13 protein-coding genes are annotated in these 14,035 nt (G+C 56.8%); 9 read left to right on the top strand and 4 right to left on the bottom strand.

The genetic code is table 11. From position 1 onward, the window contains the following. The first annotated feature begins 7 nt into the window (after positions 1 to 7). The 9 genes from GOV88_RS16455 to pdeM all read left to right on the top strand — a co-directional run bounded on the left by GOV88_RS16455 (position 8) and on the right by pdeM (position 10,034). Positions 8 to 1,453: a CpaF family protein gene (locus tag GOV88_RS16455; RefSeq protein WP_171241095.1), complete on the top strand. Its 1,446-nt coding sequence runs from the start codon at positions 8 to 10 to the stop codon at positions 1,451 to 1,453. A 12-nt stretch (positions 1,454 to 1,465) separates the two neighbouring features. Then, positions 1,466 to 2,434 carry a type II secretion system F family protein gene (locus GOV88_RS16450; protein WP_171121852.1) on the top strand — a complete coding sequence of 323 codons (969 nt, stop codon included), beginning with the start codon at positions 1,466 to 1,468 and terminating at the stop codon, positions 2,432 to 2,434. A 10-nt stretch (positions 2,435 to 2,444) separates the two neighbouring features. Further along, entirely contained in the window at positions 2,445 to 3,425 is a 981-nt protein-coding gene (locus GOV88_RS16445) for a type II secretion system F family protein (protein ID WP_171121851.1), read from the top strand. A 73-nt stretch (positions 3,426 to 3,498) separates the two neighbouring features. After that, positions 3,499 to 4,023, top strand: coding sequence for a tetratricopeptide repeat protein (locus GOV88_RS16440; RefSeq protein WP_171121850.1), 525 nt, complete (start codon positions 3,499 to 3,501; stop codon positions 4,021 to 4,023). Between the two features lie 28 nt (positions 4,024 to 4,051). Beyond that, the gene (locus tag GOV88_RS16435; RefSeq protein ID WP_171121849.1) at positions 4,052 to 4,903 is read left to right on the top strand and encodes a lipopolysaccharide assembly protein LapB; all 852 of its coding nucleotides are present in this window, start codon (positions 4,052 to 4,054) and stop codon (positions 4,901 to 4,903) included. 3 nt (positions 4,904 to 4,906) lie between these two features. After that, positions 4,907 to 5,452 carry a prepilin peptidase gene (locus GOV88_RS16430; protein WP_171125700.1) on the top strand — a complete coding sequence of 182 codons (546 nt, stop codon included), beginning with the start codon at positions 4,907 to 4,909 and terminating at the stop codon, positions 5,450 to 5,452. A gap of 118 nt (positions 5,453 to 5,570) precedes the next feature. Continuing rightward, positions 5,571 to 6,878, top strand: coding sequence for an ATPase (locus tag GOV88_RS16425; protein WP_171125702.1), 1,308 nt, complete (start codon positions 5,571 to 5,573; stop codon positions 6,876 to 6,878). Positions 6,879 to 6,918: 40 nt separating this feature from the next. Next, a complete protein-coding gene (locus GOV88_RS16420) occupies positions 6,919 to 9,330 on the top strand; it encodes a ligase-associated DNA damage response DEXH box helicase (RefSeq protein WP_171241094.1) in 2,412 nt (803 codons plus the stop codon). Positions 9,331 to 9,371: 41 nt separating this feature from the next. Next, positions 9,372 to 10,034 (top strand): ligase-associated DNA damage response endonuclease PdeM, encoded by a 663-nt coding sequence (gene pdeM, locus GOV88_RS16415; protein ID WP_171241093.1) that lies wholly within the window; start codon positions 9,372 to 9,374, stop codon positions 10,032 to 10,034. Between the two features lie 4 nt (positions 10,035 to 10,038). Here the strand turns inward: pdeM and GOV88_RS16410 are convergent, their stop codons facing one another. The 4 genes from GOV88_RS16410 to GOV88_RS16395 all read right to left on the bottom strand — a co-directional run bounded on the left by GOV88_RS16410 (position 10,039) and on the right by GOV88_RS16395 (position 13,982). Next, entirely contained in the window at positions 10,039 to 10,788 is a 750-nt protein-coding gene (locus GOV88_RS16410) for a LytTR family DNA-binding domain-containing protein (protein ID WP_171121844.1), read from the bottom strand. Between the two features lie 215 nt (positions 10,789 to 11,003). After that, complete coding sequence (gene folD / locus GOV88_RS16405; protein WP_171125710.1) at positions 11,004 to 11,894, bottom strand: bifunctional methylenetetrahydrofolate dehydrogenase/methenyltetrahydrofolate cyclohydrolase FolD; 891 nt, start codon at positions 11,892 to 11,894, stop codon at positions 11,004 to 11,006. 47 nt (positions 11,895 to 11,941) lie between these two features. Beyond that, on the bottom strand, positions 11,942 to 12,247 hold the full coding sequence (locus GOV88_RS16400; protein ID WP_171121842.1) for a chorismate mutase: 306 nt from the start codon (positions 12,245 to 12,247) through the stop codon (positions 11,942 to 11,944). Positions 12,248 to 12,305: 58 nt separating this feature from the next. Next, on the bottom strand, positions 12,306 to 13,982 hold the full coding sequence (locus GOV88_RS16395; RefSeq protein ID WP_171121841.1) for a formate--tetrahydrofolate ligase: 1,677 nt from the start codon (positions 13,980 to 13,982) through the stop codon (positions 12,306 to 12,308). Positions 13,983 to 14,035 lie beyond the last annotated feature (53 nt).

Here is a 14,035-nt window from a genome sequence, read left to right as displayed (position 1 = left end):
AGCCGCCGTGTTTTCAAGATACAAGAAACAGCCCGAAGCGCAGCCGGTTCAACCGGCGGAACAAGCGCAAGCCGCAGCGCCCAAACCCGCTGCTGAACAGGTCCCTTCCGCGAATGCCGTCGCGCGTCGCCCTGTGAAAAAGAAGGCAGCAGAGCCTGCAGCCTCTGATCGCGAGCGCAAACGCAAAGAGCGCCTTGGCGAGATCAAGATCGAGTTGCACCGCGAACTTCTTGAAAACCTCAACCTCGCGGCGCTTGAAAACGCAGGCGAATCCGAACTGCGCGCTGAAATTAGCGCAATTGCCAGCGAAGTTCTGGAACTCAAGAACATCGTTCTAAACCGCGAGGACAGATCGCAGCTTACCAAGGAACTGTACGACGAAGTTACAGGACTTGGTCCTTTGGAGGCGTTGCTGCAAGACGATACGGTCAACGATATCCTGGTAAACGGACCTCAGCAGATTTTTGTTGAGCGTGCGGGCAAGCTGGAAATCAGCGACATCACGTTCAAAGATGAAAAGCACCTGATGCGGATTATCGACAAGATCGTGTCCGCTGTGGGTCGTCGCGTAGATGAATCCAACCCATATGTTGACGCCCGTCTTGCCGATGGTTCGCGTTTCAACGCAATGGTTCCTCCGATTGCCGTTGATGGTTCTTTGGTTTCCATTCGTAAGTTCAAAAAGGACAAACTGGGGATTGACGATCTGGTCAATTTCGGAGCGTTCACCGAAGAAATGGCCGCCTATCTGCAGGCAGCGGTTTCAACCCGCCTGAATGTCATCGTTTCTGGCGGTACGGGTTCCGGTAAAACGACAACGCTGAACGCCCTGTCCAGCTTTATCGACGATGCCGAACGTATCCTGACCATCGAGGATACCGCGGAACTTCAGTTGCAACAGACCCACGTGGGCCGGATGGAAAGCCGCCCACCGAACGTGGAAGGCAAAGGCGAAGTCAGCCCGCGCGACTGTCTGAAAAACGCCCTGCGTATGCGCCCCGACCGCATCATCGTGGGCGAGACGCGTGGCGCCGAGGTCATCGACATGCTGCAGGCCATGAACACCGGTCACGACGGCTCGATGACTACGATCCACGCCAACTCGGCCCGCGACGGTATTTCACGTTTGGAAAACATGATCGCAATGGCCGGTATCGAAATGCCCATCAAGGCGGTCCGCAGCCAGATTTCATCTGCTGTGAACCTGATCGTACAGGCCAGCCGCCTACAGGACGGCTCGCGCCGGATGACCTCGATCACCGAGATCACCGGCATGGAGGGCGATGTGATCTCGATGCAGGAAATCTTTAAATTTCAACGCGTTGGATTGACCCCAGACAACAAGATCATTGGTCATTTCACAGCAACCGGCGTTCGCAGCCACTTTTCAGAACGCTTCCGTTTGTGGGGCTTTGACCTGCCCCCGTCCATTTACGAACCAACGACGATGTAAGGAGAGCCAGATATGCAACTGCCGTTAGAGGCCCTTATCTATGTTGTTATCTTCGTCGCTGTTCTGGCGTTGGTCGAAGGTATCTATCTTGTCGCATTCGGCAAATCCATCAGTCTGAACAGCCGGGTCAACCGGCGCCTGGACATGCTGGATAAAGGTGTCGGGCGCGAACAGGTTCTTGAGCAGCTGCGGAAAGAAATGCAGCAGCACATGAAAACCCAGAGCATCCCGCTCTATTCTCTGCTGGCTGACAAGGCGCAGAAAGCAGCGATTGCATTTTCACCCCATCAGTTGATCGTGATAATGGCATTGTTGTCGGGGTTTGCGTTTGTTGGGCTGAGTATCGGCACAGCAACAGACACTTACCTTCGCATTGCAATCTCGATCGCAATCGGTGTCGGTGGCGTCTATGCATGGGTGAACCACAAGGCGTCGAAACGGATGGCCCTGCTGGAAGAGCAGTTGCCTGACGCCGTGGAATTGATGGTGCGTTCGCTGCGCGTTGGTAACCCTTTTGTGTCTACGATCCAGATCGTTGCAAACGAAGTTCAGGATCCTCTGGCCACCGAATTCGGCGTGATTGCAGACGAGTGTGCCTATGGTCGCGACGTCGGCGAAGCCCTGAAGGACCTGGCCGAGCGTCTGGATATGCAGGACTTGCGCTTCTTGTCTGTGGCCGTGGGAATTCAGCAGCAATCAGGTGGTAACCTTGCCGAAATTCTGGCTGGTCTGGCCCAGGTGATCCGGGCGCGCTTTCGGCTGTTCCGCCGCGTTAAGGCAATCACTGCCGAGGCAAAATGGTCCGGCAAGTTCCTATCCGGTTTCCCGGTCTTCTGTCTGATTTTCATTCTGGTGAAAGACCCGGGTTACTATGACGATGTTCTGGACCACGCATGGTTCATTCCCGGCTGTTTCTTCGTTGGGATCATGCTGACGCTGAACCTGATCGTCATGCGCATTCTCACAAACATTAAGGTCTGAGGTAAGTATCATGGAGTTCTTGGCTCAAATTAACGACCTGCTGAAAGATAACCTGGGTGAATTCGGGCCCTTGATCGTCGTCGGCGTGCTGGGGGTCTTTATGATCCTGGTTGCGGTTCCGCTGATGATCAATCAGCCCGAAGATCCTCTTAAAAAGCTTCAGCGATCTAACGCGGCTCCGAAGAAGGGCAAAAAGGAAAAGCGGGACAAGTTGCGTAATGCAAGTCGCAACGAACAGCTTGAAAAGTTTGCGACATTTCTTGAACCGCAAAACGAAGAAGAACTGTCGGCCATGCAGCTTAAGCTGCGTCAGGCCGGATATCACTCAAAGGATGCCGTCCGATTCTTTCACTTTGCCCAATTCGCGCTGGGGATCGTCGGTATCCTGATCGGTGTGATGTTGGTGACAGTGCTGGCCGGGGACGAGGAATTCACACCCTCGCAAATGGCAATTCGTGTGATCATTCCGGCAACCGCAGCCTATTTCCTGCCGCGCTACTGGATCACACGCCGCGTAGCCGAGCGGGAAGAGGCGATCGTTGCCGGTTTCCCCGATACGCTGGACCTCATGCTGGTTTGCGTTGAGGCCGGGCAGTCTCTGGACCAGGCCATCGTCCGAGTGGCAACTGAAATGAAAGCTTCCTACCCTGATATTGCACAGGAATTCGAAGTCGTTGCCTACGAGCTTAAGGCAGGTAAGGATAAAGACACCGTCCTGCGCGACTTTGGCACGCGCTGTGGGGTGCAGGATGTCAGCTCTTTCGTTACGGTGATGATCCAATCGGCAACCTTTGGTACGTCAATTGCCGAGGCTTTGCGGGTTTACGCCAGCGAAATGCGTGACAAACGCGTGATGCGCGCGGAAGAGGCCGCTAACAAGTTGCCAACCAAAATGACACTTGCCACAATGATGCTGACGGTGCCGCCGTTGCTGGTCATTCTTGTTGGACCTTCGGCAAAGGGCATCGCAGACTTCGCAGGTGGCAACTAGGGGAGCCTTCAGCCCTATGATTTCAACAAGCAGGTGCGTCCAACTCGGGATTCGCCGCGCACTAGGGGCCGCTATGGTGATGACCATGGTGGCCTCTTGCACGGAAACCAGCGTTTCGGACCAATTGGATCCACCGGGTATTGATCCGAAGGGGCAAGTTGAAGACCCGTTGGTTGTGGGCAATCGCCTTTTGGTGGCCGGAGAATATGACCTGGCGCTAGATTCATTTGCCCGCGCGGCCCTGGATCAAGGTATGACACCGGAAATCATGGCGGCGATGGGCACCGCAAACCTTGGCCTCAGGCAGCTCAAGCCGGCTGAAACCCTGCTGCGTCGTGCCGTCGCCGATGAACCAGACTGGCCGGTGGCGTGGAATAATCTGGGCGTTATTCTGGTGGAAAAAGGCGAATACCCCGAAGCAGCGCAGGTCTTTCGGCGCGCCTTTGCATTGGACAATGGCGAAAGTGACGCAATTCGCGACAATCTTCGCTTAGCACTCGCAAAAATGGAAAATCCTGTTAATACTACACCCGAAGAACAAGAATACACACTGGAGCAGCAAGGCGACGGGCAATTCAAGCTGCGCAAGCTCCCGTAACTTAGGCAAGAGCAGTAAGGGACGCAAAATGCGCCAACAATTCTTGATTCCGGCAATGGTTCTGTGCGGGCTGACCCTGTCTGCCTGTGAAAAAGAAACCGAAGAGGAAAAGGTCGCGAAGACGTTTCAGGAAGTGAACGTCATCGACGAGACAAACCTGAACGAAGTTCTGCTGACGGCGGCCGACCCGAATGAGGCTGTGACCTATTTCCAAGGTGCGGCTGCTAAGAATCCCGGCCGTATCGACCTGCAGCGCGGTTTGGCAATTTCGCTGGCACGCGCCAAACGCACGACCGAAGCAGCCGCCGCATGGAAAAAAGTGACAACCATGAAAGGTGCGGCCAACGTCGACAAGGTCGAATATGCCGACGCGCTTGTGCGTTCGGGCAACTGGACACAGGCAAAAACGGTTCTGGATTCCATCCCGCCAACGTACGAAAGCTTCAAGCGCTACCGCCTCGAGGCTGTCGTTGCGGATTCCAAACAAGATTGGAAGCGTGCGGATCATTTCTATGAAACTGCTGTCGGGCTGACCACGCGCCCCGGAAGCGTCATGAACAACTGGGGATACTCCAAGCTGTCTCGTGGCGAATTCGAAGAGGCCGAGCGTCTTTTCACAGAAGCCATTCGTCAGGACAACACTTTGTTTACTGCCAAGAACAACCTTGTTCTGGCGCGTGCGGCACAGGGAAACTACAGCATGCCTGTTGTCCCCCTGACGCAGGCGGAACGTGCTATGTTGCTGAATACGATGGGGATTTCTGCGGTCAAGCAGGGTGACGTTACGACGGCCAAGAACCTGTTCCGTGAAGCGATCGCGACGCATCCACAGCATTTCGAAGAAGCTGTCCGCTCGCTCCGGGCGCTCGAGGAAGCCTGATTGATGAGCATTCCCGCACTTGCCGCGGGCTGGTTCTTACCGTTTGTTCTGCCGATCTGCTTTTACGTGGCCTTCACAGACTTGCGTGACATGCTGATCAAGAACCACGCGGTGATCACGCTGGCCTTGGTTTTTGTTGTCGTAGGTCTGTTTGTTCTGCCGCCTTGGTCAACCGAATGGACCACTGGTTGGGTCGGCCCGTTTACCATCACGTTGCCCCCGTATGTTTGGCAATTGCTGCATATCGTGGTTGTCCTGATCCTTGGAATCTTCTTCAACGCGGCGGGCCTTATGGGGGCTGGCGACGCCAAATTTCTGGCGGCGGCTTCTGCATTTATCTGGCCGGGGGATTACATGACAGCGACCATGATCCTGGTATCCACGACACTGGCCGCGTTTGTAACCCACCGGCTTGCCAGAAACACAGCCCTTAGAACCATTGCTCCTGATTGGGAGAGTTGGAACCGCGCCAAGCAGTTCCCAATGGGCTTTTCGCTGGGCGGCGGATTGGCCATCTATTTGATGTTGGGGACTGTTTACGGGTCGTAAACTATCATCAGACCGCCTTTTCCCTGCCTTGGTGATGACACAAAGCAGGACCAGATTTTCCGCAAGTGGCCCGGCATCGGGCAATTGGCGTGAATACTGGATAAGACGGGCGACGCTCATGAATATGCAGACGACTACGGTAATGGCCCCTCCTGCCCCCAAAGGGTTGGGTGAAATGCAGCTTCCCATCGTCATGATGCGGGACATCCTGCTGAAGACAATTTTTCGCAAAAACGTGGATACTGTGTCCGAGGTTGCCGCGGCAGTGTGTTTGCCCGGTTCGGTAACGCAGGAATTGATCGACATCGCGCGCGAACAAAAGCTTCTTGAGGCAACCGGTACGCTGAACGCGAACAGTGGCAACGAAATGGGATACCAACTGACGGATGCGGGCAAGGCACGTGCCTTGGACGCGCTAAGCCAGTCGGAATATTTTGGCGCAATGCCGGTCCCGCTGGATGTGTACCGCGAACAGGTCAAGCGCCAGTCGATCCGGAACATTCAGGTCACGCGTGATCAACTGACCGGAGCCATGGGGCATCTGGTTCTTCCCGACAGCCTTCTGGATCATCTGGGCCCTGCGGTCAGCGCGGGTCGGTCGATCCTCATGTATGGCCCCCCCGGTAACGGTAAGTCGTCAATCTCGAACGGTATTCGTGATGCTTTGGGGGACAGCGTGTATGTCCCGCGCGCCATTGAATATGCCGGTCAGGTGATCACCGTCTACGACCCGATCGTGCATACCGCGATCGAACAAGAAGCCGACGATCCAAATAGTTTGCGCCGCCGCAAACGGTTCGACACGCGCTATGTTCAATGCGAACGCCCGACTGTTGTGACTGGCGGTGAACTCTCGCTCAGCATGCTGGACCTGGTCTACAACCCCACCGCGCGGACCTATCAGGCCCCGCTGCAGCTTAAATCGACTGGTGGCATCTTTATCGTGGACGACCTTGGGCGTCAGGCTGAACCGCCACAGGCGCTGATCAACCGCTGGATTGTTCCATTGGAAGAAAACAAGGACATCCTCGGCCTGCAATCGGGTGAGAAATTCGAAGTCCCCTTTGACACGCTGGTTATCTTCTCGACCAACTTCCACCCGAATGAAATCTTCGACCAAGCGGCCCTCCGCCGGATTTTCTTCAAGATCAAGATCGACGGTCCAAACCAGGAGAACTTCTTGAAAATCTTTGCCATGGTTGCCCGTAAACGCGGTATGCCGTTGGATGAGGCCGCCCTGGTGCACCTGCTAAAAGTCAGATACCCGACCATCAACAATATCTACGCGAACTATCAGCCCATCTTCTTGATCGATCAGATGATCTCAATCTGTGAATTCGAGGGCATCCCCTATCAGATGAGCCCCGACCTGATCGACCGCGCCTGGGCCAACATGTTCGTCAAGGACGAGAAAATCGTCAAATAAGGCCGTGCCATTTCGGGGCCGGGCCGAGTAATCTGCGCGTATGACGCAGATTCCCGCCCGGATCACCGACTGGTTCACCGCCAAAGGCTGGTCCTTCCATCCGCATCAGCAAGAAATGTTCGACCGGGCCGCTGATCCGGCAACCCTGCTAATTGCGCCCACGGGTGGTGGCAAGACCATGGCTGGCTTCCTGCCGACCCTGTCCGATTTGGCGGCGCGGGATCATGCCGGACTTCACACGATTTATGTCTCGCCCCTCAAGGCGCTGGCCGCTGATATCCGGCGCAACCTGCGCGGCCCGGCGGATGACATCGGGTTGAAAATTCGCATCGAAGACCGGACGGGAGACACCTCGGCCACACAGAAAAAGCGCCAGCGTGTCGACCCGCCGCATATTCTGCTGACCACCCCGGAAAGTCTGGCGCTGCTGACGTCCTATGAAGATGCGCCAAGGATGTTCCAAGGCGTGCAGCGCGTAATCGTTGACGAAATCCACGCGTTGGCCGAAAGCAAGCGCGGGGACCAGTTGATGTTGGCGCTGGCGCGACTGCAAAGCTTCTGCCCAGAATTGCGCCGCGTGGGACTGTCCGCCACCGTTGAAGACCCGGACGCCATCGCGCGATTTCTGGCCCGTCACCCTGACCCCTGCCCTGTTGTTCAGGCTGACCCCGGCCCGGATCCTGACATCCGAATGCTTAAAACGCAGGAAATGCCGCCGTGGTCAGGCGGTGGTGCAGCCTATTCCATCCCGGCTGTGCTTGAGCAGATCAACCAGCACAAGACGACGCTGATCTTTCACAACACCCGCGCGCAGGCCGAAATTTTCTTCCACAACCTGTGGCTCGCCAACGAAGACGGCTTGCCAATTGGCATTCACCACGGCAGCCTTGACCGGCAACAGCGTGAACGGGTCGAGGCTGCGATGGTACGCGGCGATCTGCGTGCAATTGTCTGCACGGGCAGCCTTGATCTGGGGATCGATTGGGGGGATGTCGATTTGGTGATCCAGATCGGTGCACCCAAGAACGTCAAACGGCTGGTGCAGCGGATCGGGCGGGCCAATCACCGGTATAACGCACCGTCCAAGGCCCTGCTTGTACCCGCCAACCGCTTTGAAGTGGTCGAATGCATCGCTGCGCTGGAAGCCGCCAAAGCGCACGATCTGGATGGAGAGCCGCGGGGGGCAGGGCCGCGGGACGTGTTGTGCCAGCATATCCTGATCGCTGCGGCTGCTGCCCCATTTGAGGCGGACGCGTTGTTTCAGGAACTGACGACGGCTGGCCCCTACGCTCGACTTGCAAGGACTGAGTTCGATGCCTGTTTGGATTTCTGCGCGACCGGAGGCTATGCCCTGCGCGCGTATGATCGCTGGCAACGCCTGCAACAAAGACCTGATGGCAAATGGCAACTGCGTGACCCGCGTGCCGCGCAGCGTATTCGCATGAATCTCGGGACGATTCAGGACACCGACACGCTGAAAGTACGGCTCAGGCGCAATCGCGGCGGAAAACCACTGGGTGAGGTTGAAGAGGCTTTTGCCGCCTCATTGACCCCCGGTGATACGTTCCTGATCGGTGGACGGATCGTGCGATACGAAGGGTTACGCGACATGACGGTCGAGGTCAGCCGCCAAGCAAACCGCAAGCCAAAGATCGCAACATTTTCCGGAACCAAATTTGCCACCTCCACGCAGTTGAGCGACCGCATTCTGCGCATGTTCGCCCAAGCGGACTGGCCGCAATTGCCTGCGCATACCGCCGACTGGTTGGCCCTGCAGCGCGACATATCCCGATTACCGCAACGCGACAGGCTGTTGATCGAAAGCTTTCCCAGTGACGGGCGCGAACATCTTTGTGTCTACGGGTTTGCGGGCCGAAACGCACAACAGACGCTTGGGCTGCTGCTGACAAAAAGGATGGAGGAAACGGGCCTCGCCCCACTGGGTTTTGTCGCCACCGACTACGCGACGTTGATTTGGGGGCTGGACGCGGTGACCGACCCCAGCCCCTTGTTCCAAATTGAGGCCTTGCGAGAAGGGCTAGACGTCTGGTTGGCCGGAAACGCCGTGATGAAACGAACCTTTCGAGCGTCAGCAACAATTGCCGGGCTGATCGAACGCAACACAGGCGGCCAGCGCAAAAGCGGGCGGCAGGCGACGTTTTCCTCGGATATCCTCTATGACACGCTTCTGAAATACGATCCTGAGCACCTGTTAATGCAAATCACTCGGGAAGAGGCCATGCGTGGTTTGGTGGATTTTGGACGGATCGAAGCGATGATCGAGCGCATCGGCAACCGGGTCGACCTTTTGCGTCTGGATCGTGTTTCGCCTCTGGCCGCGCCTTTGTTTCTGGAGGTTGGAAAAGTACCCGTCAAAGGAGCCGCCGAAGAACGATTGTTGGAGGAAGAAAGCCTGCGCCTGTTACAAGAGGCAGGGTTGGACCCTGCATAAACCCTCTTGCACAACAGGTTTAAACTCGCAAAGAACACAGCATGAACGACCTGACATTTTCCTTCGCCGGTCAAAGCCTTTGTGCGATGGGATCCGGGGCATTGTGGTGGCCGGATCAAGGCCTGTTATGTGTCTCTGACCTGCATCTTGGTAAATCAGAGCGTTTAGCGCGTCTGGGCGGGCCATCGCTGCCGCCTTATGACAGCCAGGACACACTGTCACGTTTGGCCGCAGATATCGCGCGGACCAATGCCCAAACTGTCATCTGCCTAGGCGACAGCTTTGACGATCTGGAGTCTCTAATTGGTTTGGACCCAGAGGAAAAGATCCGGATTACAACGTTGCAGGCGGGGCGGCGCTGGATTTGGATCGAAGGAAATCACGACCCCGGCCCCGTCGAACTGGGCGGTAGCCATCTGGCCGAGTTTGAGGTTGAGCCTTTGATCTTTCGCCACATCGCGCAGCCCAACGCCAAGGCCGAAGTTTCCGGCCACTACCACCCCAAAGCGCGTCTTCGGGCGCGCGGTAGTTCCATCACCAGACCAGCCTTTCTGACCGACAGTGAGCGGCTGATTTTACCCGCTTACGGAACGTATACGGGTGGGCTTTACAGTACTGCCGAGGTTCTATGCGACCTGATGCAAGATGATGCGATAGCGATTTTGACAGGCACCCACGCGCGGATGATCCCGATGCCACGGTGACGTCCTATTGGATGATACCGTCACATTCCAACTCAGGCTTATATTTCCTGCTTACTGGAACAAGCTCGCCGTTCTTGAGCCGCAGGAAAATCTTGCCGCCCTGCCGTTCAACACCGGACACGGCCGCGTCGACCACCCAATGCGAGCGATGCGTGCAATGGCCATTTACGGGCTCCATTTCGGCAATTGCGTCAGTAAACCGGGACCGAATAGTAAATGTGCCCTCGGACGTTACGACGTCAACCGAGTGATCCCTAACCGCCAGCCGAAACACCTGACCTTGGAAAGAATGTGGCAACCTGTTCAGCAGCCGTGGTTTCTGAGGTTCTGGGGCCTGATCCGGGCTGGTTTCCAAAGGTTTGCTTCGCACCAAAACAAGGCCGGTTGCGAACAAACCGCCATAAGACGCAACCGAAAGAATTCCCGGCGCCTGTTCCCCTTGGGCAGCAAGCAGAAGCCAGGCGAACAACCAGACTGACGGCACGAACAGGGCGAAGACCAAGGCGACTTGGGCAACATCACGCCCTCGGAACTCGACAAATGAAAGGTATTCGAAAAACAGCTTTCTAACGAACCACGTCAACGCCAACGCAAGGGCCATAGCACCACACCAAAACAGGAGGCGCGGCAAGAAAGACAGGGATATGCCCGGAAACGGTTGAAACGCGATCGCCAACAAGGGCAGGAACACCAAACCTGCCACGCCCCGTTGCAAGGTAAATTCGGCCAGAATTGAGCGAAGCGTCGTCTTCATGCTTGTTCGAACAAAACCTACAGTCACATTTCACAACACACCAAGCCACAACAAGATCAGATCGTAACTGGCTGGGAAAAATGAAATATCACCGATCGAAGAACATTCAAACCCCGAGGGAACAAACTTAATTTATCCTAATGAAACATTTAAGCCGATGAGCGTCATGCTCACCGGCCTAAATGTTTAGCTTATAAACTACCGAGGCCCGACCGTCAGGCCGTCAGGCCTTCGGGTTCCGACAAACCATTGGCACGGCAGCAGGCCGTCACCGTGTTGGCCAGCAGGCAGGCAATCGTCATTGGGCCGACACCGCCTGGAACCGGAGTGATCGCACCCGCGCGTTCCGCGGCGCTGGCATAATCCACGTCACCCACCAGCTTGTTCTTGCCGTCACGTTCGATCCGGTTGATGCCCACGTCGATGACGGTTGCGCCTTCCTTGATCCAATCGCCCGGCACCATCTCGGGGCGTCCCACGGCGGCCACAACGATATCGGCGCGGCGGACAACGTCCGGAAGGTCCTTGGTGCGCGAATGCGCAATGGTCACGGTGCAGCTATCTCCCAGCAACAGTTGCGCCATCGGTTTGCCCACGATGTTCGAACGGCCAATCACCACAGCGTCCATTCCGGACAATGAACCATGATGGTCGCGCAGCATCATCAGGCATCCCAGCGGGGTACAAGGCACCATCGACTTCTGGCCTGTGCCCAACAGACCCACATTCGAAATGTGAAACCCATCGACGTCCTTGGCCGGGTCGATCGAGTTGATTACCAAGTCTTCGTTCAGATGTTTGGGAAGCGGCAACTGCACCAGAATGCCATGCACCGCCGGGTCGGTGTTCAGCTTGTCGATCAGCGCCAGCAGGTCGTCTTCCGAGGTTTCGGCGTCCAGCTTATGCTCGTACGAGTTCATGCCGACCTCGACCGTCTGCTTGCCTTTCGAACGGACATAAACCTGGCTAGCGGGGTCTTCACCCACAAGAACCACCGCCAGACCGGGCGTGATTCCGTTTTCCTCTTTCAACTTAGTGACCTGATCAGCCACCTGCGCGCGAACCTTTGCTGCGAACGCCTTACCGTCAATAACCTGGGCTACCATCCTGTCATCCCTTCCTTGAAAACGGAGCGGGCGCTTGAAACGCCCGGTCAGTCAGAGCCGAGAACACGTTCCTCGCGTGCAATCGACCACTCTATCAGTATGCGCCACATCTGCTCGGCCAGGTCCGGGTCCATGCCCAGATCGTCCGAACTTGCGCGCACGCGCTGCACCACTTCTTCGACACGGTCCGGAATGCGGGCGGGCAGCCCCTCGGCCGGTTTCAACTGCGAGGCACGGTCGATATATCCCGCGCGCGCCACCAACTTCTCGATCAGTTGACGGTCCAGCTTGTCGATCTGAGCCCGCAATTCCTGCATTGAATTGCAGTCCTGCGGTGGTGTCAGAGTGGGCATGTTCGTCTCCTCATGGCCCGGGGATGTCCCCGGACCACGAGATGTCTCATTTGGGGGCTTAGAACAAGCCCTCGATCTCACCTGCGTCGTTTAGGCAGATGGTTTCCGCAGCCGGTTTGCGGGGCAGACCGGGCATGGTCATGATCTCGCCGCAGACAACCACGATGAAGCCGGCACCTGCGGACAGGCGAACCTCACGCACCGGGACCGAGTGACCGTTGGGCGCGCCGCGCAGGGTCGGATCGGTCGAGAAGGAATATTGCGTTTTCGCCATGCAGACCGGCAAATTGCCATAACCCGCCTCTTCCCAATCGCGAAGCTGGTTGCGGATCTTATTGTCAGCCAGAACCTCGTCCGCGCGGTAAATGCGCTTGGCGATGGTTTCGATCTTTTCGAACAAAGGCATTTCATCGGGATAGATCGGCGCGAAGTTCGCGGAACCGCCTTCGACGATCTCGACAACTTTTTCAGCCAGCGGTGCAGAGCCTTCTGAACCCAGTTCCCAGTGACGTGACAGGATCGCTTCGACACCGTGTTCACCGCAATAGTCTTTGACAGCCTGCACTTCAGCGTCGGTGTCGGTGACAAAGTGGTTAATGGCAACCACAACTGGTACGCCGAACGACTTCACGTTCTCGATGTGACGACCCAGGTTGGCGCAGCCCGCCTGAACCGCGTCGACGTTTTCGGCACCCAGATCGGCCTTGGCCACGCCGCCGTTCATCTTCATCGCACGCACGGTGGCGACCAGCACCACAGCCGACGGAGCAATGCCCGCCTTACGGCACTTGATGTTCATGAACTTTTCGGCACCCAGATCGGCCCCAAAGCCCGCTTCGGTCACGACATAGTCGGCCACTTTCAGCGCGGTCTTGGTTGCGATGACCGAGTTACAGCCGTGTGCAATGTTCGCAAACGGACCACCGTGTACAAAGGCCGGGTTGTTTTCCAGCGTTTGCACCAGATTCGGCTGCATCGCGTCCTTCAGCAGAACGGTCATTGCGCCTTCGGCCTTGATGTCGCGGCAATAGACCGGAGTCCTGTCGCGGCGATAGGCCACGATGATATCACCCAGTCGCTGTTCCAGATCTTTTAGGTCGTTGGCCAGGCACAAGATCGCCATGACTTCGGACGCAACAGTGATGTCAAAGCCTGCCTCACGAGGAAAGCCGTTCGACACACCGCCCAGCGAAGCAGTGATCTGACGCAGCGCACGGTCGTTCATGTCGACCACACGACGCCATGCAACGCGACGGATGTCGATGTCGCACTCGTTGCCCCAATAGATGTGGTTATCAATCATCGCCGACAGTAGAGAGTGGGCCGAGGTGATGGCGTGGAAATCGCCTGTGAAGTGCAGGTTCATTTCCTCCATCGGAACAACCTGCGCGTAACCGCCACCTGCAGCGCCGCCCTTCATGCCAAAGTTGGGGCCAAGCGAAGCTTCGCGGATACAGATCATCGCGTTCTTGCCAATGCGGTTCAGGCCGTCGCCCAGACCAACGGTTGTGGTGGTCTTGCCTTCACCCGCAGGGGTCGGGTTGATCGCGGTAACAAGGATCAGCTTGCCGTCTTCCCGGTCCTGAACCGAGTTGATGAAGTCTTGGCTGACTTTCGCCTTGTCGTGGCCATAGGGCAGCAGATCGGCGGACTCGATGCCGATCTTGGCGCCGATTTCCTGAATCGGCTTCTTGTTCGCTTCGCGGGCGATTTCGATGTCGGATTTGTAGCTCATTGGGCAGGGTCCCTGATTGAATGCCGTGCAAAACCAACGCAGGGCGTCGGCGC

The sequence above is a fragment of the Ruegeria sp. HKCCA5491 genome, from assembly GCF_013034565.1.
Taxonomy (GTDB): Bacteria; Pseudomonadota; Alphaproteobacteria; order Rhodobacterales; family Rhodobacteraceae; genus Ruegeria.
The sequence above is the reverse complement of the archived record's forward strand: the minus strand, read 5'-3'. Positions and strand labels throughout refer to the sequence as shown.